The organism is Gynuella sp., assembly GCF_050297175.1.
In the GTDB taxonomy this organism is placed as follows: Bacteria; Pseudomonadota; Gammaproteobacteria; order Pseudomonadales; family Natronospirillaceae; genus Gynuella.
In genome coordinates, this window is record NZ_JBNKSF010000035.1 from 13,769 (window position 1) to 38,613 (window position 24,845).

Consider the following 24,845-nt stretch of genomic DNA (forward strand, 5'->3'; position numbering starts at 1 on the left):
AGATGAAAAATTTCCTAAAGCCGTTTGTCTTTCCAACACTCATTGGTTTGGTCAGTGGCATGGCAATCTTATGGCTAATGAGCGATAACAGTGCTGCGCAACTGGTCAGTAACCCAGCACCTGCCAGCTATGCCAGCACTATCTCCAGAGCCAGCCCATCGGTCGTCAATATCTATTCAAGCAAACCCGTACATCCACAGGAAGTCAAACCGTCAGAATGGCTGAGTGACCCATATCTGAAGCAGTTTTTTAACGATCAGACCCAGCCGGAAATGGAACGCCTGCAATCCAGTCTCGGATCTGGCGTCATCATCACTCAGGATGGCCAAATCGTTACGAATTACCATGTGATTGCCGGTGCAAGTAATATTCTAGTGGCCACTTCCACTGGCAAAGTCGCTCAAGCCAATGTCATCGGTACAGATCCTCTGACTGACCTGGCATTATTGAAAATCAATCTTGATCATTTACAGCCCATCAGCTTTTCCAAATCCATACTGAACATCGGTGATGTTGTCTTTGCCATCGGCAACCCATTTGGCATCGGTCAAACGGCTTCCATGGGAGTAGTCAGTGCCACTGGCCGTCACAATGTCGAAGCCGGTCTGTTGGCCAATTTCATCCAGACAGATGCGGCAATCAACCCCGGGAACTCCGGTGGAGCGCTGGTTAATACACGAGGAGAACTGGTGGGGATCAGCACGTCAATTTTCAGAGTAAATGGCAATTTTGTTGGAATTGGATTTGCGATACCACTGGAACAGGTACTGGAAGTAACCATGTCTCTGGCACAACACGGCCGAGTCATTAGGGGATATCTGGGTGCGGAAATGCATGAAGTGCCGGTGCAGGCGCTCATGGATCAACATATACCGGAACATTTTGGCCTTCAAATATCCAGTATTGATGAACGAGGCCCGGCGCAACTGGCCGGCCTGAAAGCTGGCGATATTCTCATCAGTTTTGACCAGAAGCCATTACTCAGTGCCAGACAGGCACGAATGGAAGTTATTGACCGTAAACCGGGAGAAACACTGAACGTCGGGTTTTACAGGATGGGTCAACACCACGATACTGAGATTATTTTAGGCTCCCGGCCCACTCAATAGCAGGCCGGCGCTGAAGCTCTCTACTTTGCAGGCAACAGCTTGCTCAACGCAGACAACAATGCCGTATTCTCTGGCTCAGAGGACACGTTTATTCTCAGGCAATTCTCCAGCAACGGATGAACTCCATCCAACAGCTTAACCAGAATGCCATGTTCTTTCAGCTGTGAATGTAATGCCGCAGCGGATTGCTGTTTAACTCTTACCAGCAGAAAATTGGCTTCACTGGGCCATACTTTCAGCTGTTCGAACTGAGTCAGCGCTTGAAACAGATGAGACCGGTGTTGACGCAGCAGATCGGTCTGCTGGCTCAGAACATCATAATGTTGTAGAGCAAACACGGCACTTACCTGACTCAGCACACTGATATTGTAAGGCAGCCTGACCTTGTTGAACTGTTCTGCCCATTCCTTCTGAGCGATCAAAATGCCCAAACGCAAACCTGCCAACCCTACTTTTGAAAGCGTCCGCATAATCACCAGATTATCGTAATCATCGAGCAAATGAAGGAGGTCACTCTCGGTAAACGCCAGGTACGCTTCGTCCAATACAACCAGCCCAGAACAGTTTTCAATAATCCGACGAACCTTTTCCTCTCCAAATAAGTTTCCGGTAGGATTGTTTGGCTGTGCCAAAAACACGACGGCTGGGTTTTCAATCTCAATTTTGTTTAACAACGCTTCAAGATCGAGCTCAAAATTCTCAGTCAAATCAACACCGACATAAGGAATGCCCAGCACCTGTGCAATCAACTGATACATCACAAAACTGGGCTCCACTGCCAGGATACCGCGCTTCGTTCCTGCAACAGCCATCGCAATTATCTGGATCAGTTCATCTGATCCATTGCCTAATACCAGTTGATAATGGTCCTGAACACCCATAACCCGGCGTAACTGCTGCTTAAGCTCTTCCGCTTCTGGCGATGGATAGCGATTCAATTCTACGTTTTGCAGGATGGTCAGCCATTCCTCAACCATACCTTGCGGCCAGTGATAGGGATTCTCCATAGCATCCAACTTGATCAGATTTTCTGCGTCCTGGACTTTATAAGCACTCAGTCCCCTGATTTCGGGCCTGACCAATGTGTCGACCCGATTTGAAATAGATTCCTGATTATTTGGCATTGTGTCCCACTCGATAAGATGCGCTCAAAGCATGCGCCTGCAACCCTTCTCCATAGGCCAGTTTCGCAGCCACTTTACCCTGTTCACGGGCACCTTCAGCACTGAAATAAATAATGGAGGATTTTTTCTGAAAATCGTATACCCCCAGAGGCGAAAAAAATCTCGCCGTACCCGACGTCGGCAGAACATGATTCGGACCGGCACAATAATCCCCTAATGCTTCGGCAGAATAACGACCCATAAACACTGCACCTGCGTGACGAATATGCTTTAACAAAGCTTCGGGGTCTTCAACGGACAACTCAAGGTGTTCAGGGGCAATGCGATTGCTAAGCTCAGCAGCCTCTTCAAGACTGTTGACATGAATAAACGCACCACGCCCTTCTATTGAAGCCCGGACGATGTCTGAGCGAGGCAATTCATCCAGCAGACGATTGGCAGCGGCTTCAACCTGATCTAAAAAATCCGCACTCGGTGAAATCAGAATGGATTGCGCAATCCGATCGTGTTCAGCTTGCGAAAACAAATCCATCGCAATCCATTCCGGGTCGGTCTTGCCATCACAAATCACCAGGATTTCAGACGGACCCGCAATCATATCGATACCAACTTTGCCAAATACCTGACTTTTGGCCGTCGCCACCCAGGTATTACCGGGACCGACAATCTTATCGACGGCCGGTACTGTCTCGGTCCCGTACGCCAATGCGGCTACCGCCTGCGCACCACCAATACAGATGACCTGATCAACTCCAGCAATTGCAGCGGCTGCCAACACCAGAGGATTCTTCTCACCTCCCGGCGTAGGCGACACCATGATAATTTTTTCAACTCCAGCCACTGACGCCGGGATCACATTCATCAAAACCGAAGAAGGATAAGCGGCCAGACCGCCCGGAACATATACACCGACCCGATCAAGTGCTGTAACCTGTTGTCCAAGTACTGTTCCATCCTCTTCCTCGAACCGCCAGGAGCTTTGTTTCTGTCGTTCGTGAAAACGCCTTACCCGGACAGCCGCCAGCTCCAGAGCTTCTTTCTGATCAGTGGGAATGGACTCCAGTGCCTGGTGTAACTCATCCTCCCGAATGACCAGTACTGCGGCATCAGATACGGACATCCGATCGAAACGATTGGTATATTCGACCAGAGCAGCGTCTCCCTCGATTCGAACACGCTGTATGATCTCCGCAACCGTCGCCTGCACACCTGGATCAGATACACTTTCCCAGGCTAACAAATGATTGAGGTGATGATCAAAATCTGCCTGAGACCTGTTGAGTCGGCGAATGTTAAGGTCACGGTTATTACTCATCACAACTTTCCTCTTGATCATTTTTTACGTTGTTTAACAGCTTCCGCCATCTGGTCGATAATGGGTTGCAGGGTATTTTGCTTCAACTTAAGCGCAGCTCTGTTCACTACCAGACGGCTGGATACATCAGCGATATGGGCCATAGGTTGCAGACCATTGGCGCGCAGCGTATTACCGGTGTCGACGATATCGACAATACAATCTGCCAATCCCATAATCGGAGCCAGCTCCTGTGCCCCATACAATTTGATCACATCCACCTGACGGCCCTGCTGAGCAAAATACTGTTTGGTGACACCGACAAACTTGGTGGCCACTTTGAGGCGTCGGGATAACGGTTCCTTACGATCCGGAAAACCAGCTGTCATCAGTCGACATTTGGCAATTTCCAGATCCAGTACTTCGATGATTTCCTGGGCACCAAACTCCATCAACACATCTTTTCCGGCAATCCCCATGTCCGCAGCACCATATTCCACATATGTTGGAACATCCGTGGCACGGACCTTAATGAACTTAATGTGATCGTGGTTGGTGTCAAAAATAAGCTTGCGACTTTTTTCCAGATCTTCAGTTGGCTCAATACCAACATCAGCGAGCAACGGCAAAGTGTCGTCAAGAATACGACCTTTGGACAAAGCAATGATTACCGGTTTATTCATGAAGCAGATACCATATCAAATATTGACGCGCTGAATGGAAGCGCCCAGATTCTGAAGTTTTTCTTCAATGCACTCATAACCACGATCAATATGATATACGCGGTCAACCATGGTCTGACCTTCTGCAACCAGCCCCGCCAGCACCAGACTTGCAGATGCACGCAGATCCGTGGCCATAACCGGCGCTCCGGTCAGCACTTTTTTACCTTTAATAACGACTGTATTGCCTGATACCTGGCAATCTGCTCCCAAACGGGTGAGTTCCTGAATGTGCATAAAACGGTTCTCAAATACAGTTTCAATCACCGTGCCTGTACCTTCGGCAACCGCATTCAAAACAGTAAACTGAGCCTGCATGTCGGTGGGGAAAGCCGGATAGGGAGCCGTCAGCACATCAACAGCTTTAGGGCGTTGTCCCTGCATATCCAAACTGATCCAGTCCTCCCCGGTTTCTATGTGAGCGCCGGATTCGCGCAATTTGATTAACACTGCGTCCAGCAGAGACGGATCTGTATTTTTAAGCTTAACGCACCCTCCAGTCACTGCGGCTGCAACCAGATAGGTTCCGGTTTCAATCCGGTCCGGCAAAATGGCATATTCACACCCCTTCAATGCCTCAACACCGTGAACCACAATTCTATCGGTGCCGACGCCTTCTATATTTGCTCCCATGGCGATCAGACACTTGGCCAGATCAACCACTTCCGGTTCTTTGGCAGCATTTTCCAGAACCGTGGTGCCTTCGGCCAGAGTCGCCGCCATTAACAGGTTTTCTGTCCCGGTTACGGTGACGGTATCAAAGAAGATCTTTGCACCTTTCAAGCGTCCATTGGTGCGGGCATTAATATAACCATCCTCTACCCTGATCTCAGCACCCATCGCTTCCAAACCTTTAATATGCAGGTCAACCGGCCGGCTACCAATCGCACAACCGCCCGGTAGAGATACCCGGGCCTGCCCAAAATGAGCCACCAATGGACCCAACACAAGAATGGAGGCCCTCATGGTTTTTACCAAACTGTAAGGAGCAGTAAAATCGTTGATCTGACCAGCACAGATTTCAACACTCATGTCTTCGCCAATAATTGCCTGGATGCCCATGCAACCCAGCAATTCCAACATCGTGGTAATATCCTGAAGATGGGGCAGGTTTCGAATCGTCTGAAATTCTTTGGTCAGTAAAGCCGATGCGATAATCGGTAAAGCAGCATTCTTTGCACCGGATATTCGGATTTCTCCGCCTAACCTGGCACCACCATTGATCAGTAGTTTATCCATTAATGTTTAAAGCCTATATTTGCCTGTCTGCTGATACTACCACTGCTGGCCCGGATAAATCAGAGACTATAAAAGTGTTTTAAGAACTTCTGGCCATTCAAATACCGAATAAGAGCCGACATACAAAAATATGCCAGGGGCAGCATCTGCGGAACCAAAACGAATATCTATCAGAGGAAGGGTATATCCCGCCCCGAAAAGGGCGGGCATTATAAATAAGAAAGCGAGAAATGGCTAAATATCTGAATCGTTATCCTGAGAATCCTCTAGCAACTCTTTGCTTGGATTGACGTAAGCCTTCTCATCCCAGCTTTGCTGGACTGTTTCAGTCCACATATCAATGGCTTTATCCATATCCCCGCCAGCTTCTTTCATGAGCCGATCAAACCGATTACGAAACGTTACGCCGATATTCACACCGTTAAATGTTACATTCTGCATGGCCCAGCCATTGCGTTTTTTCGAATAGTACATGGACTGAACCACTGGATAGTGAGTTCCGGATTTATCCACTACCTCGAGGTAAACCCGAGTGTTTTTGAATGTATCTTTTTTATCATCTTTGGAAGGTACAATTTCAAAACTCAACCCTTTAAAGCTTTTGATACCCAAAGCATAAGTACTCAGGAGACTGGTTTTAAAGACTTTAAGAAATCGTCGTTTTTGCTCTATGGTTGCTGATGACAGGTATTTTCCCATCACCCGACCGGCAATCAGTTCATATCCCACCACGGGTTCCAGCAATGTCTGCATATTCTGCAAATACTCTGCTGAATTGTCCTGATCTCCATATTTTTCGATTAGAACCAGTATTTGATCCAGGCTTTCTTTAACAGTCTCTTTGGCTGTCTTATCCGGCGTCAATGCATAAACCGAATTGGAAATCAAAAACAGAAAGCTGATCAGCACAAACCGTGTTAACGCAACTACTCTCATGTTAGCTTTAACCCATTGCCACTAATAACAGGCGGGACTCTAACACCGCAGATGGCAGCGAATACAGTATAAACGTGGAGTGGTTGTGACAATATTCAGTAAACATTCATATCACCACAAAATGTTTTGCAATTAGTCTGCCAAGCGATTTTAATTGGCCGCCACTACTTATCAGTTAAGGAAACAATATGCTTCTATGGCCCTGTATCGCTTTAGCAGCGGGCTTGATCCTCTTAGTTTGGAGTTCGGACAAATTCGTCGCTGGCGCAGCAGCCATTGCCCATAATCTGGGTATGTCACATATTCTGATTGGTGTCACAATTGTTTCCATGGGAACGTCTGCACCAGAAATACTGGTTTCAACCAACGCAGCTCTGGACAACGCTCTTAATCTATCCCTGGGGAATGCCCTGGGCTCCAATATTGCCAATATTGGCCTCGTTCTGGGAATTACTGCACTGATTGCCCCAATACCCGTTTCTGCCCGGGTCATGAAAATTGAGAACCTGATCGTACTATTAGTTTCGCTGGCGACCGGTTTTATTTTTTATGACTCATTTCTGAGTCGCGGAGAGGGTGTCATTCTGCTTGTGGGGCTCGTCTTGTTTTTATTGTGGGTGTTTTATGACCATAAGAAGTCTCAGGACGATGACTTTGAAGACGAAATCCCAACCGGGATGAATACCAGCAAAGCCGCAATGTGGTTCATTATTGGCCTGAGTGTATTGATGTTTAGTTCCAAAATACTGGTGTGGGGTGCCACCCAAATTGCAATATCACTAAAAATCAGCGAACTCGTCATCGGTGCAACTATTGTCGCAATTGGCACCAGCCTCCCGGAACTGGCGGCCAGTGTGGCCAGTGCCCGCAAAGGCCATCACGATATCGCGATTGGGAATGTGCTTGGATCAAACCTGTTCAATCTTTTGGCTGTTATCGGCATACCAGCGATACTCGCTCCGAATACATTTGCAGCAGACGTATTCTGGCGCGATTATCTTGTCATGATTTTTATGACGGCATTTCTGTCAATCAACCTGGTAATCAAGGGCTCCAGCGGCAAATCTTTAGGGCGAATTTTTGCATTAATGGCATTAATTGCATACGGTGGTTATTTATTTCTCAACTATCAGTCTCTGACCTGACCAGGGCTAAATAATGGCAGCCAAAAAGTCGCATCGACCAGTGTTGCTGGTCCCACTACTTATCGCCACAGTTGGCTATTTCTGGGTATCCCAAAAAGACATTAGCATCACTGAAGACACAGTCTCGGGCACGCCTGTGCAATTATTTGCCAATGATCTGCACAGTCGAAATTTTGATAGCTCAGGACACCTGATTCACGAAATCACGACTCCAGAGCTGGTCATGCCGGGTAAAAATAACGTGATCCTGATCAGTACCCCCAATATCGAAGTATTCAACAAAAACGGTCCGGTAAGCCACATCCAAAGCCTTAATGCAATCATTCGCAGTGACGATGACAGTATTGAATTGAATGGTCAGGTTGAAGTCAGACAGATTGGCGGACCGAACTTAGCAGTATTACTTACAAACCAACTTATATACAATTATCAGACCAAATATGCCTACACTGAAGAGCCTGTTACAATGAAAGATCAATTCGGAGTAATGACAGCAGTGGGAATGGAAATAGACGTACAACAAGAAACGGTCAGATTCAATTCAGATGTTGAAGCACAATATGAAGTCATTCACTAATACCTGTACCTTTCTAATCATGCTAGTGAGCCTGGGAATTTGTACTCCAGCCGTTGCCCTGCCAGACGACACCAAACAACCCATCAAAGTCAAAGCCAAACAAAGCGAATACAACAATATCAAAGGTGTTATGACCTACTCAGGACAGGTGGAATTTCAGCAGGGCTCCATCAGACTTTATGCTGACGAGGTGTTTATCTATCTCGTTGATGGCAGTGTTACAAAAATGACGGCTAACGGCAAACCAGCACACTTCAGCCAGCTACTGAAAGCTGAGGACAAACAACCACTGGAAGCTCAGGGCAATTATCTGGAATATAACGTCAATAACGGTGAAATCCTTATAGACGGGGATGCAAAGTTGAACCGCACTGGGAACAATATGTCTGGTGGCAAGATCCGCTACAACGTCAAAGACGGCAGTGGACAGGCAAATGGCGGAGTTGAAATGACGCTTCAGCCAGATGCTCTGGGGGATCAATGACCATTCTATCAGCTAAAAATCTCGCCAAATCCTACGGTCCACGGGAAATCGTGAAAGACGTGTCCCTGGATGTGGGGATAGGCGAAGTTGTCGGCCTGCTTGGCCCCAATGGAGCTGGTAAAACAACCTGTTTTTATATGATTGTCGGCCTGGTACCTGCAGATCGGGGGCAGGTATATGTCGATCAACAAAATATTACCGGCCTGCCAATGCACGGCAGAGCCAAAAAAGGTATCGGTTATCTGCCTCAGGAAGCCAGTGTATTCAGAAAGCTTAGCGTGGAACATAACCTGATGGCCATTCTGGAGATCCGAAAGGAGCTATCCGGTCAACAACGCAGGCAGGAACTCGAAAAACTGTTGAACGAATTCAATATTCAACATGTTCGCAAAAGTCTCGGAATGGCTTTATCTGGGGGAGAGCGTCGCCGAGTGGAAATCGCCAGAGCTCTGGCTATGGAACCCAAATTCATATTACTGGATGAACCATTTGCCGGGGTTGATCCAATTTCTGTCAGTGACATCAAGGAAATAGTGACACACTTGAAAAATCGCGGTATCGGCGTATTGATTACAGACCATAACGTACGCGAGACATTGGATATCTGTGAACGTGCCTACATAGTAGGTAATGGACATATTATTGCCGAAGGCAACGCAGAACAGATACTAGCCAATCAGAAAGTACGTGAAACCTATCTGGGCGATAATTTCCGCCTGTAAGATATGCAAATTTGAGAACCAATGAGTATATGAAGACTTCTCTACAACTCAAAATGGGTCAACATCTGACCATGACCCCCCAGTTGCAACAGGCCATTAAGCTGTTACAACTGTCCACATTGGATCTGCAACAGGAGATTCAGCAGGCATTGGATTCCAATCCCATGCTCGAAGTTGAAGAGGATAGCGAAGGACATCAGGATAATCATGAAAACGGTGTGTTAAAACACGATACAGCCAAAGAAAACGGCGCAACCGATTTCAGCGAAGCCCCCAAAGAAAACAACGGTAATAATGAAACCGAAGTCCGGGAAATAGACCAGGAATGGGGTGAAAATATCCCTGACGACCTTGCTGTGGACAGCTCCTGGGATGATGTCTATCAACATGCCCCAACGGGTCTGTCAGCTCCTGCATCCGATGATGACAATTTTTACGAAAATCAGAATTCAACCACTGACAGCCTGGAAGAACATTTGCGCTGGCAGCTGAATCTGACACCAATGTCTGACCGGGATCGCGCCATCGCATTTGCCATTCTTGACTGTATCAACGCTGATGGCTATTTAAATACGGATTGGCAAGAGCTGGTCGACTCACTGCAACAGGATATCGGCACAGAGGAAGATCCTCTGGATGTGGAAGAAGTGGATGCAGTATTACACAGACTGCAAATGTTTGATCCGGTAGGAGTATGCAGCCGTGACCTGCGCGACTGTCTGCTGGCACAACTAAAACAGCTACCGGAAACGACCCCGGCACTCAAAGAAACCATTCAACTGGTTGACCAGTATCTCAACCTGCTCGGTAGTAAGGACTACGCTACGATCATGCGTCGTATGAAAATCAAGGAAGATCAACTTAAAGATGTGATTGGCTTGATTCAGCAGCTGAACCCACGTCCGGGGGAACAAATTGCCCCGCTACAACCAGAGTATGTCATTCCTGACGTCATTGTGAGCAAAGACATAGAAAACCAGCGCTGGAAGGTAGAACTAAACCCGGAAATTGCACCCCGCTTAAGAGTCAATGCCAGCTATGCCTCCATGGTTAAGCGCGCAGATAGCAGCGATGACAACACTTACCTTCGTGACAACCTTCAGGAAGCAAGGTGGTTCATCAAGAGCCTGCAAAGCCGTAACGAAACCCTTCTGAAGGTGGCCACCAAAATCGTCGAACACCAACTTGGTTTTTTTGAATATGGTGAAGAAGCCATGAAGCCATTGGTACTGCATGATATTGCCGAAGCTGTGGATATGCATGAGTCCACCATTTCCAGGGTGACTACTCAGAAATATATGCATACTCCGAGAGGCATCTTTGAGCTGAAGTTCTTCTTTTCCAGCCACGTCAGTACCAGCTCAGGGGGAGAGTGCTCCTCTACCGCAATCCGTGCAATCATCAAAAAGCTGGTTGCATCAGAGAACCCTAAAAAGCCGTTGAGTGACAGTAAAATCGCTACGATGCTGGGAGATCAGGGAATTCAGGTAGCACGTAGAACAATCGCAAAATATCGGGAGGCGTTAAATATTCCCCCCTCAAATGAACGTAAACAACTGGTTTAGCTAAACAAGAATACATGTCAATCAGACTGTAAAAAAAAATGTAATGAGTGGTAAGGTCTAGGGAAATTCACTACCCAGATCAAGCATTTATCTACAACACAAGCTATTCTTAACAATAAGCCGGAACGCAGTTCCGGCCCCATAAAGATAAGTGGATGCCAAACATCCAAATAAACTGAGGAGAAGCCTATGCAAATCAATATCAGTGGCCATCACCTGGAAATCACCGATCCTCTCAAAGATTACGTCAAAAACCGTATAGAAAAACTGGAAAAACATCACGATCAGATCAGTAATGTTCAAGTTACCTTGTCTGTCGAAAAGTCCCGACAAAAAGCGGAGGCGCAAATTAATATACCAGGCACACAAATCCATGCAGATGCCACCCATGATGACCTCTACGCTGCTATTGATCTGATGCACGACAAACTTGACCGACAATTGCTGAAACATAAGGAAAAACATGTTAACCGGCAACATGGCCACTAATTTAAAAGCAGGTTTCTTTAATACTCATGCTTAAACAAATCCTACAACCCGGCTACATCTTTACAGATGTGGCCGCTACCAGTAAAAAGAAAGCATTACAGGATATCGCCGAGATGATCAGCCAGCTTGTGCCGGAACTGACATCTGACTATATTTTCGACAACCTGATCGCAAGAGAGCGGCTCGGCAGTACAGGTTTTGGTAATGGTGTTGCCATCCCGCACTGTCGAATCAGTGATTACGACAAAATCATTGGTGCTTTTTTCAGGTTGAAAGATCCAATTGATTTTGACGCTGTTGATAAACGTCCGGTGAATCTTCTGTTTGTGTTATTGGTTCCAGAGGAAGAAAAAACAGCTCACCTTGAGGTCTTGTCTCTGTTATCAGAAAAATTCAGTAATGAAACCATACGCAATAAACTGGCAACAATGAGCAAGGAAGATATCTACCAGTTATTCATCAATTCGTAACAGAACCAAAATTCCAGGGAAATAACTTCTCTCATGCGGAAGTCGCGTCCGGAGAGTTTGCGCGGGAGTTCTGTTGTTAATTGATGCTATCTTGAGAAGATGGATGTTGCACTCCCCCGATTGACATTGGAATGACTATGAAACTAATCATAATCAGCGGCAGATCTGGCTCTGGTAAAACCACCGTGCTGCAGTGCCTCGAAGACAATGGCTATAATTGTATCGATAACATGCCTGTCGCCCTGCTGCCTGAACTGACTCGACTGCTGTATTCTGAACATCAGGAATCCCGAGTCGCGGTTTGTATTGACGCACGCAATGCGCCATCGTCAATTAAATCCTTTCCAAGAATTGTCGAACAACTGAACTCCAAAGATATTCAGTGTGAAATTGTCTTTCTGGATGCGAATGATGACACACTACTACAGCGTTATTCCGCCACTCGTCGCAAACACCCTTTGAGCGGCGAAACCTTATCTCTGGCAGAAGCGATTGACAGGGAAAAACAAATTCTTGATCCAATTGCCAACCTCGCTGACCTGGCCATTGACTCGACAACAATGTCCCTGCAAGAGCTTCGCTCACTGATAAAACAAAGAGTGGCGGGCAGGCAACAACAGCATCTTGGATTGATGTTTACCTCTTTCGGCTATAAACATGGCGTTCCGACCGACGCTGACTTTGTATTCGATGTCCGTTGTCTTCCCAACCCCTATTGGGACCCATCACTCAGGCAATACACTGGGATTGATCAGGAGATTATTGAATTTCTCAAAAAAGAACCTGAAGTCAATTTAATGTTTGAGGATATCTATCGTTTACTGGATCGCTGGATTGCCTCATTTGAAGCAAATAATCGTAGCTATCTGACGGTTGCAATTGGCTGCACTGGAGGTCAACATAGATCAGTTTTTCTAGTGGAACAATTAGCATCTGCCTTTCGCAGCAGAAACCACAGCACTCAGATAAGGCACCGGGAACTAAAGCTTAATCATTAACAATTTACAAGGCGCATGAATGGTCGAAGAATCCGTCACTATCATCAATAAACTTGGACTGCACGCTCGTGCCGCAGCTAAATTTGTCAATGTAGCCAGTCAGTTTGGCGCTCAGATTCGAGTGATTAAAGGTGCCAAGGAAGTGGATGGCAAAAGCATAATGTCTGTTATGATGCTAGCTGCCGCCCAAGGGACAGAGCTTTCACTCAGAATTGATGGTAAAGACGAACAAGCAGCACTAACTGCTATAAAAGAGTTAATTGCCAACCGCTTTGATGAAGCTGAATAGTTTTTCCGCCATCCAATACTAAGTTCAGCTTTGTTCCACTAGATTAAGTCTACAATTTAACTCCCAGCCCAGTAAAAATAAGGATTCGGATGCCAGTCCATGTTGAGCATGAACAGTTCCAGCAAATCGGTGAGCGCTTACTGAATGCAATGGACGCCAATAACACCGAACGCGTACAGGAAATTCTGAATCAGGATTTATCCGCTGTTGATATCGCTCACCTCATTGAGTCGACTCCCTCAAAGCGTCGTGCCGACATCTGGAAATTTCTGTCTGAGAGCCAAAAAGGTGAGGTCATCAGTCACCTGGGTGATGACCTTCAACTTCATTACCTTACCAAAATGAGCCCTGAACAAGTCCTGGAAACAATTCAGGATCTTGATTCAGATGATTTTGCCGATGTCCTGCAGCAGTTGCCGGAGCCAAATCGAATTGCGGTACTTCACTCCATGGAACCGGAGGATCGACGTGAAGTCGAGGTACTGTTGGCCTATCCGGAAGATACTGCTGGCGGCCTGATGAATCCGGAAGTACTGACAATCCGGGCAAACGTAACGCTTGATGTCGTGTTGCGATATCTAAGAAGGCAATCGGACCTGCCGGATCAGTTTGACTCTCTTTACGTCGTTAACCGAAATGATCAGCTGGTTGGGACCTTACCTTTGCATGCATTGTTACTGGGTGATCCTGACACGACGGTTCGTGAGGTTATGAACAGCGATATCGAGGGAATTCCAGCTACCAGCCGGGACCGTGATGTTGCCAAGTTATTTGCCAATCACGACTGGATATCTGCACCTGTGGTCGATGAAAAAGGTAAACTGCTCGGACAAATCACCATTGACGACATTGTCGATGTGATCCGTGAAGAAGCGGATCACGCGGTTATGTCCATGGCGGGCCTGGATGAAGATGAAGACGCTTTTGCACCGGTTTGGAGCAGCGCTAAAGGCAGAGCGGTATGGCTGGGACTAAACCTTTTAACAGCCTTTATTGCAGCGTTGGTGATTCTTAACTTTGAGGACGCAATTGCCATGATTACGGCTCTGGCCGTCATGAACCCCGTTGTTGCAAGTATGGGAGGTGTTGCCGGCAGTCAGACACTGACGTTAGTAATACGTGCCCAGGCCACCGGGAAAATTAATACCAGCAACTATTTATGGTTGCTGGGCCGGGAGTTTGGTGTAGGGCTGATTAATGGCTTTCTGTGGGCGGTTATCACGGCATTCATCTGCTGGTTACTGTTCAGCAATGTTCAGCTTGCAATCGTATCTGGTATTGCGATTCTGGCGAACATCACCATTGCCAAAATATCCGGTGCCCTGTTACCGGTAATACTGGAAAAACTAAAGATCGACCCTGCTCTGTCTGGCAGTGTCATATTAACAACCGTGACAGATGCCGTTGGGTTCTTTACTCTTCTGGGTCTGGCTACCTGGTACTTACTCTGATCAATACTACTATGAACAAAGAAAACGATTGGCAAGACTCGTCGGAAGACGATATCGAATGGGTCTCCAAGACCCGTATGAAAAAAGAAATGCATGAGCTTCAGGAAATAGGTATGAAGCTCATGGAACTTAACCAGAGTCAGCTCGATACAATTCCTTTGACGGATGAGTTGATTGCTGCGATTACTGAGTCAAAACGCATTACCAGTCGTGAAGCAAGACGCCGACATTCACAGTTTGTTGGTCGCCTGATGCGAAAGGCTGACTATGACGCCATAGTACACGGGATTGAGCTGCTGGATCCGGCATCTGATGCCTATGCCAGGCTGCATCAACAAAGTGAACGCTGGCGTGACAGACTGCTGACAGGCGATAACGATGAACTAGTGGCTTGGTTCGATCAGTATCCTGACTGTGACCGGCAACAATTGCGCAACCTTTTACGTAATAGTCTTAAGGAAATTGAGCAAAAACCCGATAGTTGGCTGGCCAGAAAAAAGCTGTATCAGTTTATCAAGGCCGAAGTACAGCAAATCTGAATAGACTCATTACCTGACATAAATCTGGGAAAAATATAGCGCCGTCGTGGCGACAATCAAAATAAACATCGTCCAGAGATGAAATTGTCCGGCGTCTGTACGGCGCCGGGCCCTGAAGGGTCGAATAATAAACTCAATCAACGTCAATAAAGCACAAACTACCAATAATATCGGGATCCATTCAACCGTAGGGGTCTGCCATTCTTCTCTGATAGGTAAATGCTTGTAGCGTATGGCTCCAGTGCTCATTTCCGGACGGGTAATCCAGACAATACACTGGAGAACGAATAATGACACCCATGATGCAACAGCCACGGTTCTTGAAAGCAGAATCCAGAAATCCGGTTTTTTTCGTCTCTCCATACCCGGCCTTATTGTGTAATAGAGGCTCAGATCATATCCCATTTCCAAAAGCTGTAAACCTTTAGGGCAACCCCAGAAACCAACAGCATTTACAGCACGTAAGCACTAAACGTTCATTTAATGCCTCTATAGGTCAATCAATAGTGGGAATGGAAGCGATCAGGTTTCGAGTATATGGATGCCGGGGTTCATTGAAGACAGCGTCAGTATCCCCCTGCTCCACCACAACTCCCTGGTTCATAACGATTACTCTATGACTGATAGCCTTGACCACTTCAAGGTCGTGGCTAATAAACAAATAAGATAACCGATGCTGCTTTTGCAGAGCCTGTAACAACTCTAAAACCTGAACCTGTACTGTTCGGTCCAGGGAAGAAGTTGGTTCATCCAGAATGATGAGCTTGGGTTTTAAAATCAATACTCTCGCGATAGCAATGCGCTGTCTCTGACCACCGGAAAATTCATTTGGGTAACGGAAACGACTTTCAGGATCAAGACCAACTTCTTTCATCACAGCCACAACCTGCTGCTCCCGCTCAGGAACAGTACCAATGCCATGAATATCCAAGCCCTCACTGATAATTTCCGCGACAGACATTCTCGGACTTAGACTGCCATAAGGGTCCTGAAACACGACCTGCAGAGATCGTCTTAGCGGACGTAGTTGCTTACGATCCAACCGCTGGAGCTCTGTCTGGTCAAACATAATTTTTCCCTCGCTTGGCTCCAGCTTTAACACCGCTCTGGCAAGCGTGGATTTGCCCGACCCACTTTCACCGACCACTCCCAGAGTTTCACCGGGATATAGTTCCAGACTGATATCATCAACGGCTTTTATATGGTCGACCGTTCGCTTGAAAATACCACGCTTAATTGGAAACCATACTCGTAACTGCTCAACCTTAAGTAAAGGCGTTTTTCGGTCCACATCTGATAAAGACTGACGTGGCCGGGCAGCCAAAAGCTTTCGGGTATAAGGATGACGGGGGGCTGCAAAAAGGTTCTGCGTCTCTGCGGTCTCAACGATTTTCCCCTGCTCCATCACAATCACTCGATGGGTAATTCCTTTAACCACAGCAAGATCATGGGTAATGAACAATATCGACATCCCAATTTCCCGTTGCAACTCCATCAACAGATCCAGTATCTGTCGCTGCACAGTAACATCCAACGCAGTCGTCGGTTCATCAGCAATCAATAATTTGGGGCGATTCACCAGAGCCATGGCAATCATAATCCGCTGACGCTCCCCGCCTGACAACTGATGAGGAAACGCGGATATCTTTTTTTCCGCTTCACGAATACCGACCTTAACCATCCATTCAAGACTAATTCTGAATGCCTCTGCCTTGGTAACCAGTTCGTGTAATAACACCATTTCACTAAGCTGACGACCAACTGTATGAAGTGGGTTCAGAGAGGTCATTGGCTCCTGAAAAATAACGCTGATATCCTGCCCTCTGAGTTCTCTCATTCTTTGATCAGAAACAGTAATCAGGTCCTCCTTCTCATTCCAGATTATACGGCCGCCCATAAAGACAAGAGGAGGGCTATCTAGTAACCGCAGAATACTGAGAGAAGTAACGCTTTTCCCCGATCCGCTTTCTCCAACCAGCGCCAGGACCTCACCTTCTGCAATGCTGAAACTCACATCATCTACGACCTGACGAAACTGATCCCCTAACTTAAAACCCAAGCTCAAGTGCGCTATCGAAATCATTGGCATTACCCAGACCTCCTGGGATCAAATGCATCACGAACACCTTCACCAACAAATACCAACAGCGTCAGAATCAGGGCCAGTACAGAAAATGATGCCAGGCCAAGCCAAGGAGCCTGCAAGTTGGCTTTACCCTGGGCCAACAGTTCCCCCAAAGATGGGGATCCGGGCGGTAGACCGAAACCCAGGAAATCAAGAGAAGTCAGAATAGTAACCGACCCTGCCAAGGTAAACGGCATAAAAGTCATGGTCGCAATCATTGCATTCGGCAATATATGTTTGAACATCAGGCGTCGGTCATTCATCCCCATTGCCTTAGCAGCCAGGACATATTCGAATCCCCTACTACGCAAAAATTCTGCTCGCACTACACCCACAAACCCCATCCAGCTAAAAAGCAACGTAAAACCGGCTAACCACCATACATTTGGCTTCACCACACTCATCAAAATAATGAGCATAAACAGGGTTGGCATACTGCTCCACACCTCAATAAAACGCTGAAAAAACAAATCCAGTCGCCCCCCGTAATATCCTTGCACTGCTCCGGCGGACACTCCTAAGACTGCAGACAGGATGGTAATGGAAAATCCAAACAGCACACTGATACGCAGTCCATATAAAATACAGGCCAGCAGATCTCGTCCTCTATCATCTGTTCCCAGCCAGTTTTCTTTACTCGGAGGACTTGGAGGAGGAGAAGGCAGATCATAATTGATCGTTCGATACGAGAATGGTATTAGAGGCCATAGCAACCAACCTTTTTCAGCAATCAGGTTCTGGATATAACTATCCCGATAGTCAGCCTCCAATTCAATGTCCCCTCCGAAAGTGGTTTCGGGGTAGCCTTTTAAAAACGGAAAATACCAGTGCGAGTTATATGACACGATCAGCGGTTTATCATTCGCGATAAGCTCTGAAAACAGTGATACTCCGAATACAAAAGAAAAAATCCACAGACTGTACCAGGCTCGACGATTGTTTCTGAACTTGTTCCAGCGGAGTTGATTAATTGGCTTCATAACTGATCAAAATTAATCCTGGGGTCGACAATTGTATACATCACATCGCTGATAACTCCCATGACCAGACCGATCAAACCAAACACATAAAGTGTGGCAAACATGACCGGAAAATCACGCTGCAAAGTGGTTTCGTATCCCAACAAGCCAAGTCCATCCAAAGAAAAAACCACCTCAATCAACAGCGAGGAGGTGAAAAAAATACTGATAAACGCAGCGGGAAAACCTGCAATGATCAACAACATGGCATTCCTGAATACATGCTTATACAGAATTGCCTTGTCTGTCAGACCTTTGGCTCGTGCGGTAACAACGTATTGCTTATGAATCTCATCGAGAAATGAATTTTTGGTTAACATGGTCAAACCTGCAAAACCACCAATGGTCATCGCAATAACCGGTAGCACCATATGCCAGAAGTAATCAGTAATGCGGGCACCCCAGCTTAGTTCTGACCAATTATTGCTGACCATCCCGCGAATCGGAAACCAATCAAAAAAATTCCCGCCGGCAAAAAAGATAATCAGTATGACAGCAAACAGAAACTGGGGAATCGCATGCGCAGCGATAATGATTGAGGAAGTCCAGACATCAAAACGACTACCATGTTTTATGGCTTTACGAATTCCCAAAGGAATCGAAACCAGATAGACAATTAAAGTCGTCCAGATACCAAGAGAAATGGATATAGGTAATCGCTTAACGATAAGATCAACCACAGTCGAACCACGAAATAAGCTTTCACCAAAATCAAAATGCAAATAATCCCACAACATATGTCCATAGCGGACATAAATGGGCTGATCAAAACCAAAACGTTTTTTTATGGCCTCAACATCTTCTTCAGTCAACCCACGGGCACCGGTATAACTGCTGTCGGAGTTCCTATTAGACGAGGACTGATCGAGGGTATCTGCTGAAGCGCTGGTTAGACGGTCCAGCATGCTGCCTTTCATCCCCTGCGCATAGGCAATAGCCTGATCTACAGGGCCTCCTGGTGCCAGCTGCACCAGGAAAAAATTGATCGTCACAATAGCCCATAAAGTAGGTATCAACAACAACAGGCGACGAACTATGTATGCCCACATAATACTTATCCGCTAGTTGGGCGCATTACGCTGAGGCAGTTTTTTGGCTTTTTCTGCATCATACCACCAACTTTCCAGCCCAACGCCATACGTGGGCAATACATCCGGGCGGCTGAACTTATCCCAGTAAGCAACCCTGACTTTGTCATTATACCATTGAGGTATAACCAAATATTGCCATACCAACACTCTGTCCAACGCTTTACCATAGGCCCGTAGTTCAGACAGATTGGACTGGTTCTGAACAATTTTTTCCACCAGCTCATCAACTATCGGACTGGTATAACCAGAATTGTTGTACGTACTATCAATATATTTGGAATGGAACTCATACTGCAGCATATTACTTGGATAAACCCCACCTCCCAACGTACCAACGATCATGTCATAATCCCGTTCCCGTAGTCTATTATTAGCCTGTGCGCTATCGATGACCCGGATAGACATATCTATGCCCGCCTTCGCCAAATTCTGCTTAAAAGGGATTGCCACTCGCTCATATGTTGGACTCCATAGCATAAGCTCAAATGCCAGCTGCTGATTATTCTGATCAACGAGCTTACCATTTTTTAGCTGCCATCCAGCCTGCTTAAATAATGACAGTGCCTGTCGCAGTTGTGGTCGGATATTTCCGCTTCCATCGGTTTTGGGCGGATTATATTCTTGAGTAAATACTTCAGACGGCAACTGATCCTTAAACCTGTTTAAAATCTCCAACTCTCGACCTTCCGGCAGACCACGCGCCATATTGTCCGAGTTCTGGAAATAACTGAATTCACGCTTATACAGACCATAAAACAGGTTGGTATTACTCCATTCAAAGTCAAACAGATAACCGATAGCTTCCCTTACTCTCCGGTCACTCAATTGAGGACGTTTTACATTGAATATGAAACCGATCATGGGTTTTGGTACGGAATAAGGTATTTCTTCTTTATGAATGTACCCCTGATCGAGATTTTTACTTTCATAACCAGTTACCCATACCTTGGCAACAGGCTCGGAGCGAAAATCATATTCACCTTTTTTAAACGCTTCGAGCATGACCGCATCATCTTTGTACATGTCGTAACGGACGAAATCGAAATTCAACAACCCCTTCTGGGTTGGATGGTTTAATGCCCAATAATCTTTATTACGCTGATATACGATATACTGCCCCATGGAATAATCTGAGATCGTATATGGACCACTGACCACCGGCACCTCCACAAGTGGTTCGGATAAATCTACATCCTTCCAGTAATGCTTGGGAAATATGCTCAGCGCAGCCATTTGTAAGGTTGTCGATTTATCTTTCTGGGGAGTGGTAAATTTTACGGTCAGATCATCTATTTTGGTAACTGTAATACCTGCCCAAAGCCTCGCAAGAGTCTCTATGCCCTGTGTCATAAATTTATTGAATGAAAAAACTACGTCATCTGCGGTTATAGGCACACCATCAGATGCACGAGCACGGGGATCAAGGTGAAAGATTACCCAAGAATAGTCATCCGGATATTCTATAGTTTGAGCAATAAGTCCATAGAGAACATTGTCTTCATCTTCATTTGAGGTCATCAGGGAATCAATCATAGATTCAGCAAGAGGTGCAGAAGTTCCTCTGCGTGCAAAACGGTTAAAATTATCGAAACTCCCACGAGCCCCATAAGTAATATAGCCCCCTCTTGGAGCATTGGGATTAACATACTTCCAATGCTCAAAGCCCTCTGCATATTTTGGCTCACCTCTCAGAGCAATCGCATGGCTGACAATAATATTGGCCGAATAGCCAGAAACGGAAAGAATCATCAGCAAGATAACGAGTATTTGACGCATCAAGTTCACCTTTCAAATCACGACATAGAAGAGATACAACCACAGATTAGATAATTCGGCAATCTGCAAACCCGGCCAGCCTTAACTGAGCATTCAGTTTTTAGAAACCGGCAATCACATAAACGTCAAAGCGGTTGGATTTTCCAGTTAACTCATAGGATGGTTTAACTCCGGCCAAATATGGAGCTATTCGAGGTCGCTTAACAACAACTCTGTTTCTGGCCGTTTTCAGTGCCCAGGGTAACAATTCATCGGCATCCTGATCCTGCTGGACCAGCTTATGAAAAAGTTGCATGTCTTTTTTGGGCTTGGCTGATTTTTTTGAAGGGGGAAACATTGGATCCAGATATATCACTTCCGGGCGACTGGCCTCATTAACAGAAGCCGTTCCTGCACATAATTCCATTCGAGCCACTATTTCAGTTGTCTCAGAATGTGCTTCAGCCCTTCGTAATCCATCTGCCAATAATGCGTGCACGACAGGGTTGCGTTCCCAAAGCTGGACACTACAACCCAGTGAAGCCAACACGAATGCATCACGTCCCAAACCGGCAGTTGCATCAAGAACCTTTATGTCAGCAGCCTTATTGAGACCGACAGCTTTGGCCAGATCCTGTCCTTTGCCACCACCATAGAGGCGCCGATGACCCATAGCACCGCCGACAAAATCAACATATAAAGGAGTACCGTAATCGTATTCAGGCGAGCGTACACTTAGATAATCGCTCTGTAGGATTAGTTCCCATAACGTATCAGGTGGAGTTTCCTCACAAACTGGCCAGCCGTAGATATCAGATACTGTGTGCGCATAAGCTAAGTGACTCTGATCAAGACAACGAATGACAATCACATCAATACCTATACATACCTGCTCATTAAACTGTGATATCCAGCATCACAATTTCACCATCACTGCCACCAAAGGATTCAATTCTCTGATAGGTCTTCATACTTTTCGATATTGATGAATCTTCTGCAATAAGTCTGAAACTTTCACCTGCCTGTTGCTGTTGCATCTGTTTAGTAGGTGGAGAAATCATTTCAGATTTTATCTTAGCATTAACTGGCTCTTCCACCTTATTAGAGGGATTGCGGCTGTGATCAATACCTGAAGGAGCAACTACTGAAGTGGAAACGATTCGCATTTTAGTGCTCAAATCTACCGAGGATCATATATCGATGTGATCAACGTGGATATCATCACATTCGCCCAGAAACCTTTAGTTTAGTACCCAAAACAAAAACAGCACTCCGCCCAGGAACAAGCGATACAACACAAATGGCATGAACCCAATTCGGTTAATTAGTTTAAGAAAGAGAAAAATACAAAGATAAGCAGATAAGAATGAGAGTAGTGCTCCAAGTCCCACTTCGTCCCAGATTCCAACCATAGGTGTCTTTGACAACTCTACGGTCTTCAACAAGCCAGCGGCTAATATTAATGGAATCGACAATAAAAATGAAAACCTCGATGCAGTCACTCGATCCAGCCCAAGAAACAACGCTGCAGTCATAGTAATACCAGACCGGGACGTGCCCGGAATCAGCGCTACAGCCTGGGCAACACCAATAATCATCGTATCTTTCCAGGTCATTAAAGACTCACTACGAAGCTGCTGGTGTTTTTTTCGATCTCCCAACCCTAACAATATTCCGAATACAACTGTCGTCGTAGCAATCACAAGTACCGACCGAAAATTGTCTTCGATGAAACCCTCAAATAAAAATCCGGCCAACCCTGCTGGTATTGTGGCAACAATAATAAACCAGGCCATCTTCACCTGTTGTGGGTTCGTATGCTTGTTTACCAAACTAAGAAACCATTGTTGCGCAAGCGCGATGAGATCCTTACGAAAATAAATCACAACTGCCAACAATGACCCGACATGAACTGAAACATCAAATGCCAGCCCCTGATCCGGCCAACCCAACACCTGGGATGGAAGAATCAAATGCGCTGAACTGGATATTGGCAAAAATTCAGTGAATCCTTGAATCAACGAAAGAAATAATATGTGAAAAAAATCCATGATACTTCCTTTACACACTGCCAACCGGGGGCTTATTGTCCCAGGTAACTTTATCACGTAAATAAACAGGTTCAATCATATCAGCACTGATTGCCGGTGGATTAACCGCGAGGACCCATTTAATCATACATTCAGCAGTTACCGATATATCCGGATATATGGCAGCAGCATTACTTTTCACAAAATCGGAAAATCTTTCCAGGTACTGCCAACCGGAACCTACACCGACAAAACTGCGAGCTTCGGAAATCATTTGCAAATCTTCTGGAACGATTACTTTTTCTGTTTCTGCAGGTACAGGTATTCCAAATTCATCCACCTGATGCAAACAGCAATAGACCTCACCCATCCTCGCATCAATACACGGCATCACCCATGTTTCTCTGACTTCCGATAACTGCAGAGCCAGCGCAGTCAAATTAGACACTGGATATACAGGGATGTTCAGGCCAAGCGCCAAACCTTCTGCCACACTTGCACCAATCCTGATTCCAGTAAATGAACCAGGTCCCCGACCAAATACAATACCGGTTAATTGCTTAAGTGTTGTTTGATGAGAAGACAACAAGTGATCAATGATCGGCAAAAGCTTTTGTGTATGCTGCCTAGATAAACTTTCATGATGAGAGAAAAAACGGCCATCTCTATATAAACAAACAGAACAATAATCAGAAGAAGTGTCTATACCTAATATTATTTCCACATTCATGAACCTCGCTTCCAGTATGTGGCGAATATTATCACACTCAAAAAAAAAGCCCTCGTACGAGGGCTTTTTTTGCAACAAATACAGTACTTATGAAGAAGCTTTGGGCTTACGACCACGAGGACTTTTCTTGCGAGCCGGAGTTCCTACAGCTTTCTTGGCCATAATTTTTGCCTTGGCCTCTGCTTTTTTAGCCGCAGTCTTAGCTTTGACATCAAGCTTTTTCATGACTTTTTTGATTTTTGCCGCATCGGCTTTTTTTCTCTGACTGACCCATTTCGCTTCAAATGTAGCCAGTGCTTTTTTCAGATCAGCATCCGCTTTTTCTTTCAGTTTTGCCTCCATGGCCTCTGCTTTAGCTTTAATTGCTTCAGCAGCAGCTTTACCCTTGGCTTCAGTTGTTGCAATTTTTACTTCAACTTTGGCAGCTTTAAGGGCATCTTTTGCGTCTTTCAGCTTCGCGGCAGTGACCTTAACCTTTGCACGAGCAGCCTTGGCCGCATTTTTCACAGTGACTGATTTACTACCAGATGCTTTCTTCGCCGCAGCAGCAGCTTTTTCTTTTGCTGCTTCTGCCGCTATAGTCTCCTTGGCAACTACTTTTTCCATTTTTTCAACCAGTGCTTCTGCTTTTTTAACCGCTCCATCTGTTAACACAGGTGAAGTGGCTGCACTGACGGTGGTAGTTGCTTTAGGTTTACGACCACGTTTGGCTCCAGGTTTAGGGCCACGCTTTACAGCGGTTTTTTTCGCAGTAGTTTTAGTTGCTGCTTTTTTCTTGGCTGCTGGCATTATTAATTCCTCTTAAAAACATTTTCTTAGCACATAACAATTTAGCACAAAAAAACCCGACGAAAAATAATTTCCCAGTATTTTTATAGTTTTCGCGTTACTATTTCAAAATTCCATTACCAAAATTGTAGTTTCAATTGAGTGAATTTTAAA

27 protein-coding genes are annotated in these 24,845 nt (G+C 45.8%); 12 read left to right on the forward strand and 15 right to left on the reverse strand.

All coding sequences use genetic code 11. The features are described from left to right. The first annotated feature begins 2 nt into the window (after positions 1-2). Positions 3-1,109: a S1C family serine protease gene (locus ACQY6I_RS13225; RefSeq protein WP_428241964.1), complete on the forward strand. Its 1,107-nt coding sequence runs from the start codon at positions 3-5 to the stop codon at positions 1,107-1,109. A gap of 20 nt (positions 1,110-1,129) precedes the next feature. On the opposite strand, the gene hisC is transcribed toward ACQY6I_RS13225, so the two are convergent. From hisC to ACQY6I_RS13250, 5 genes are all read right to left on the reverse strand, one after another. Then, a complete protein-coding gene (hisC, locus tag ACQY6I_RS13230; protein WP_428241965.1) occupies positions 1,130-2,233 on the reverse strand; it encodes a histidinol-phosphate transaminase in 1,104 nt (367 codons plus the stop codon). Then, the gene (gene hisD / locus ACQY6I_RS13235; RefSeq protein WP_428241966.1) at positions 2,223-3,548 is read right to left on the reverse strand and encodes a histidinol dehydrogenase; all 1,326 of its coding nucleotides are present in this window, start codon (positions 3,546-3,548) and stop codon (positions 2,223-2,225) included. The genes hisC and hisD overlap by 11 nt, the downstream gene beginning before the upstream one ends. 17 nt (positions 3,549-3,565) lie before the next feature. Then, complete coding sequence (hisG, locus tag ACQY6I_RS13240; RefSeq protein ID WP_428241967.1) at positions 3,566-4,210, reverse strand: ATP phosphoribosyltransferase; 645 nt, start codon at positions 4,208-4,210, stop codon at positions 3,566-3,568. Positions 4,211-4,225: 15 nt separating this feature from the next. Beyond that, positions 4,226-5,488: a UDP-N-acetylglucosamine 1-carboxyvinyltransferase gene (murA, locus tag ACQY6I_RS13245; protein ID WP_428241968.1), complete on the reverse strand. Its 1,263-nt coding sequence runs from the start codon at positions 5,486-5,488 to the stop codon at positions 4,226-4,228. A gap of 234 nt (positions 5,489-5,722) precedes the next feature. After that, positions 5,723-6,424, reverse strand: coding sequence for an MlaC/ttg2D family ABC transporter substrate-binding protein (locus ACQY6I_RS13250; RefSeq protein WP_428241969.1), 702 nt, complete (start codon positions 6,422-6,424; stop codon positions 5,723-5,725). Between the two features lie 188 nt (positions 6,425-6,612). Between ACQY6I_RS13250 and ACQY6I_RS13255 the strand changes: the two genes are divergently transcribed. The 11 genes from ACQY6I_RS13255 (at position 6,613) to yjgA (ending at position 15,153) form a co-directional block, all read left to right on the forward strand. Further along, on the forward strand, positions 6,613-7,569 hold the full coding sequence (locus ACQY6I_RS13255; RefSeq protein WP_428241970.1) for a calcium/sodium antiporter: 957 nt from the start codon (positions 6,613-6,615) through the stop codon (positions 7,567-7,569). Positions 7,570-7,582: 13 nt separating this feature from the next. Continuing rightward, positions 7,583-8,146 (forward strand): LPS export ABC transporter periplasmic protein LptC, encoded by a 564-nt coding sequence (gene lptC / locus ACQY6I_RS13260; protein WP_428241971.1) that lies wholly within the window; start codon positions 7,583-7,585, stop codon positions 8,144-8,146. Then, positions 8,130-8,630 (forward strand): lipopolysaccharide transport periplasmic protein LptA, encoded by a 501-nt coding sequence (lptA, locus tag ACQY6I_RS13265; RefSeq protein ID WP_428241972.1) that lies wholly within the window; start codon positions 8,130-8,132, stop codon positions 8,628-8,630. Before lptC ends, lptA begins: the two co-directional genes overlap by 17 nt. After that, the gene (gene lptB, locus ACQY6I_RS13270) at positions 8,627-9,352 is read left to right on the forward strand and encodes an LPS export ABC transporter ATP-binding protein (RefSeq protein WP_428241973.1); all 726 of its coding nucleotides are present in this window, start codon (positions 8,627-8,629) and stop codon (positions 9,350-9,352) included. The genes lptA and lptB overlap by 4 nt, the downstream gene beginning before the upstream one ends. Before the next feature lie 29 nt (positions 9,353-9,381). Then, the gene (locus ACQY6I_RS13275; protein WP_428241974.1) at positions 9,382-10,917 is read left to right on the forward strand and encodes an RNA polymerase factor sigma-54; all 1,536 of its coding nucleotides are present in this window, start codon (positions 9,382-9,384) and stop codon (positions 10,915-10,917) included. 189 nt (positions 10,918-11,106) lie between these two features. Then, positions 11,107-11,406 (forward strand): ribosome hibernation-promoting factor, HPF/YfiA family, encoded by a 300-nt coding sequence (gene hpf, locus ACQY6I_RS13280; RefSeq protein ID WP_428241975.1) that lies wholly within the window; start codon positions 11,107-11,109, stop codon positions 11,404-11,406. Positions 11,407-11,432: 26 nt separating this feature from the next. Beyond that, positions 11,433-11,876: a PTS IIA-like nitrogen regulatory protein PtsN gene (gene ptsN, locus ACQY6I_RS13285; RefSeq protein ID WP_428241976.1), complete on the forward strand. Its 444-nt coding sequence runs from the start codon at positions 11,433-11,435 to the stop codon at positions 11,874-11,876. Between the two features lie 137 nt (positions 11,877-12,013). After that, on the forward strand, positions 12,014-12,874 hold the full coding sequence (rapZ, locus tag ACQY6I_RS13290; protein WP_428241977.1) for an RNase adapter RapZ: 861 nt from the start codon (positions 12,014-12,016) through the stop codon (positions 12,872-12,874). A 19-nt stretch (positions 12,875-12,893) separates the two neighbouring features. Next, positions 12,894-13,163 (forward strand): HPr family phosphocarrier protein, encoded by a 270-nt coding sequence (locus ACQY6I_RS13295; RefSeq protein WP_428241978.1) that lies wholly within the window; start codon positions 12,894-12,896, stop codon positions 13,161-13,163. Between the two features lie 89 nt (positions 13,164-13,252). Beyond that, positions 13,253-14,614, forward strand: a complete 1,362-nt coding sequence (gene mgtE / locus ACQY6I_RS13300; protein WP_428241979.1) for a magnesium transporter — start codon at positions 13,253-13,255, stop codon at positions 14,612-14,614. An 11-nt stretch (positions 14,615-14,625) separates the two neighbouring features. After that, positions 14,626-15,153: a ribosome biogenesis factor YjgA gene (gene yjgA / locus ACQY6I_RS13305; protein WP_428241980.1), complete on the forward strand. Its 528-nt coding sequence runs from the start codon at positions 14,626-14,628 to the stop codon at positions 15,151-15,153. Positions 15,154-15,162: 9 nt separating this feature from the next. On the opposite strand, the gene ACQY6I_RS13310 is transcribed toward yjgA, so the two are convergent. The 10 genes from ACQY6I_RS13310 to ACQY6I_RS13355 all read right to left on the reverse strand — a co-directional run bounded on the left by ACQY6I_RS13310 (position 15,163) and on the right by ACQY6I_RS13355 (position 24,692). After that, positions 15,163-15,516 carry a hypothetical protein gene (locus tag ACQY6I_RS13310; protein WP_428241981.1) on the reverse strand — a complete coding sequence of 118 codons (354 nt, stop codon included), beginning with the start codon at positions 15,514-15,516 and terminating at the stop codon, positions 15,163-15,165. Positions 15,517-15,649: 133 nt separating this feature from the next. Next, a complete protein-coding gene (locus ACQY6I_RS13315) occupies positions 15,650-17,242 on the reverse strand; it encodes an ABC transporter ATP-binding protein (RefSeq protein WP_428241982.1) in 1,593 nt (530 codons plus the stop codon). Continuing rightward, entirely contained in the window at positions 17,242-18,258 is a 1,017-nt protein-coding gene (locus tag ACQY6I_RS13320) for an ABC transporter permease (protein ID WP_428241983.1), read from the reverse strand. The genes ACQY6I_RS13315 and ACQY6I_RS13320 overlap by 1 nt, the downstream gene beginning before the upstream one ends. Further along, positions 18,255-19,346, reverse strand: coding sequence for a microcin C ABC transporter permease YejB (locus ACQY6I_RS13325; protein WP_428241984.1), 1,092 nt, complete (start codon positions 19,344-19,346; stop codon positions 18,255-18,257). The genes ACQY6I_RS13320 and ACQY6I_RS13325 overlap by 4 nt, the downstream gene beginning before the upstream one ends. A gap of 12 nt (positions 19,347-19,358) precedes the next feature. Further along, on the reverse strand, positions 19,359-21,164 hold the full coding sequence (locus ACQY6I_RS13330; protein ID WP_428241985.1) for an extracellular solute-binding protein: 1,806 nt from the start codon (positions 21,162-21,164) through the stop codon (positions 19,359-19,361). Positions 21,165-21,264: 100 nt separating this feature from the next. After that, the gene (locus ACQY6I_RS13335; protein ID WP_428241986.1) at positions 21,265-22,014 is read right to left on the reverse strand and encodes a class I SAM-dependent methyltransferase; all 750 of its coding nucleotides are present in this window, start codon (positions 22,012-22,014) and stop codon (positions 21,265-21,267) included. 25 nt (positions 22,015-22,039) lie between these two features. Continuing rightward, positions 22,040-22,309, reverse strand: coding sequence for a hypothetical protein (locus ACQY6I_RS13340; RefSeq protein WP_428241987.1), 270 nt, complete (start codon positions 22,307-22,309; stop codon positions 22,040-22,042). 75 nt (positions 22,310-22,384) lie between these two features. Then, positions 22,385-23,194: an undecaprenyl-diphosphate phosphatase gene (locus ACQY6I_RS13345; RefSeq protein WP_428241988.1), complete on the reverse strand. Its 810-nt coding sequence runs from the start codon at positions 23,192-23,194 to the stop codon at positions 22,385-22,387. Positions 23,195-23,204: 10 nt separating this feature from the next. Next, positions 23,205-23,903, reverse strand: a complete 699-nt coding sequence (gene tsaB, locus ACQY6I_RS13350) for a tRNA (adenosine(37)-N6)-threonylcarbamoyltransferase complex dimerization subunit type 1 TsaB (protein ID WP_428241989.1) — start codon at positions 23,901-23,903, stop codon at positions 23,205-23,207. 87 nt (positions 23,904-23,990) lie between these two features. After that, positions 23,991-24,692, reverse strand: a complete 702-nt coding sequence (locus tag ACQY6I_RS13355; RefSeq protein WP_428241990.1) for a hypothetical protein — start codon at positions 24,690-24,692, stop codon at positions 23,991-23,993. Between the last annotated feature and the right edge of the window lie 153 nt (positions 24,693-24,845).

Bases quoted from the DNA above. Each gene is read 5' to 3' on its own strand.
- ACQY6I_RS13320 (WP_428241983.1), bottom strand. From the start codon at position 18,258: ATGAAGCCAATTAATCAACTCCGCTGGAACAAGTTCAGAAACAATCGT.
- ACQY6I_RS13225 (WP_428241964.1), top strand. From the start codon at position 3: ATGAAAAATTTCCTAAAGCCGTTTGTCTTTCCAACACTCATTGGTTTG.
- ACQY6I_RS13330 (WP_428241985.1), bottom strand. From the start codon at position 21,164: ATGCGTCAAATACTCGTTATCTTGCTGATGATTCTTTCCGTTTCTGGC.
- ACQY6I_RS13340 (WP_428241987.1), bottom strand. From the start codon at position 22,309: ATGCGAATCGTTTCCACTTCAGTAGTTGCTCCTTCAGGTATTGATCAC.
- rapZ (WP_428241977.1), top strand. From the start codon at position 12,014: ATGAAACTAATCATAATCAGCGGCAGATCTGGCTCTGGTAAAACCACC.
- ACQY6I_RS13345 (WP_428241988.1), bottom strand. From the start codon at position 23,194: ATGGATTTTTTTCACATATTATTTCTTTCGTTGATTCAAGGATTCACT.
- hisG (WP_428241967.1), bottom strand. From the start codon at position 4,210: ATGAATAAACCGGTAATCATTGCTTTGTCCAAAGGTCGTATTCTTGAC.
- yjgA (WP_428241980.1), top strand. From the start codon at position 14,626: ATGAACAAAGAAAACGATTGGCAAGACTCGTCGGAAGACGATATCGAA.
- lptB (WP_428241973.1), top strand. From the start codon at position 8,627: ATGACCATTCTATCAGCTAAAAATCTCGCCAAATCCTACGGTCCACGG.
- ACQY6I_RS13355 (WP_428241990.1), bottom strand. From the start codon at position 24,692: ATGCCAGCAGCCAAGAAAAAAGCAGCAACTAAAACTACTGCGAAAAAA.
- hpf (WP_428241975.1), top strand. From the start codon at position 11,107: ATGCAAATCAATATCAGTGGCCATCACCTGGAAATCACCGATCCTCTC.
- ACQY6I_RS13315 (WP_428241982.1), bottom strand. From the start codon at position 17,242: ATGCCAATGATTTCGATAGCGCACTTGAGCTTGGGTTTTAAGTTAGGG.
- hisD (WP_428241966.1), bottom strand. From the start codon at position 3,548: ATGAGTAATAACCGTGACCTTAACATTCGCCGACTCAACAGGTCTCAG.
- ACQY6I_RS13250 (WP_428241969.1), bottom strand. From the start codon at position 6,424: ATGAGAGTAGTTGCGTTAACACGGTTTGTGCTGATCAGCTTTCTGTTT.
- ptsN (WP_428241976.1), top strand. From the start codon at position 11,433: ATGCTTAAACAAATCCTACAACCCGGCTACATCTTTACAGATGTGGCC.
- mgtE (WP_428241979.1), top strand. From the start codon at position 13,253: ATGCCAGTCCATGTTGAGCATGAACAGTTCCAGCAAATCGGTGAGCGC.
- ACQY6I_RS13295 (WP_428241978.1), top strand. From the start codon at position 12,894: ATGGTCGAAGAATCCGTCACTATCATCAATAAACTTGGACTGCACGCT.
- ACQY6I_RS13325 (WP_428241984.1), bottom strand. From the start codon at position 19,346: ATGTGGGCATACATAGTTCGTCGCCTGTTGTTGTTGATACCTACTTTA.
- lptC (WP_428241971.1), top strand. From the start codon at position 7,583: ATGGCAGCCAAAAAGTCGCATCGACCAGTGTTGCTGGTCCCACTACTT.
- ACQY6I_RS13255 (WP_428241970.1), top strand. From the start codon at position 6,613: ATGCTTCTATGGCCCTGTATCGCTTTAGCAGCGGGCTTGATCCTCTTA.
- lptA (WP_428241972.1), top strand. From the start codon at position 8,130: ATGAAGTCATTCACTAATACCTGTACCTTTCTAATCATGCTAGTGAGC.
- murA (WP_428241968.1), bottom strand. From the start codon at position 5,488: ATGGATAAACTACTGATCAATGGTGGTGCCAGGTTAGGCGGAGAAATC.
- hisC (WP_428241965.1), bottom strand. From the start codon at position 2,233: ATGCCAAATAATCAGGAATCTATTTCAAATCGGGTCGACACATTGGTC.
- tsaB (WP_428241989.1), bottom strand. From the start codon at position 23,903: ATGAATGTGGAAATAATATTAGGTATAGACACTTCTTCTGATTATTGT.
- ACQY6I_RS13275 (WP_428241974.1), top strand. From the start codon at position 9,382: ATGAAGACTTCTCTACAACTCAAAATGGGTCAACATCTGACCATGACC.
- ACQY6I_RS13310 (WP_428241981.1), bottom strand. From the start codon at position 15,516: ATGGAGAGACGAAAAAAACCGGATTTCTGGATTCTGCTTTCAAGAACC.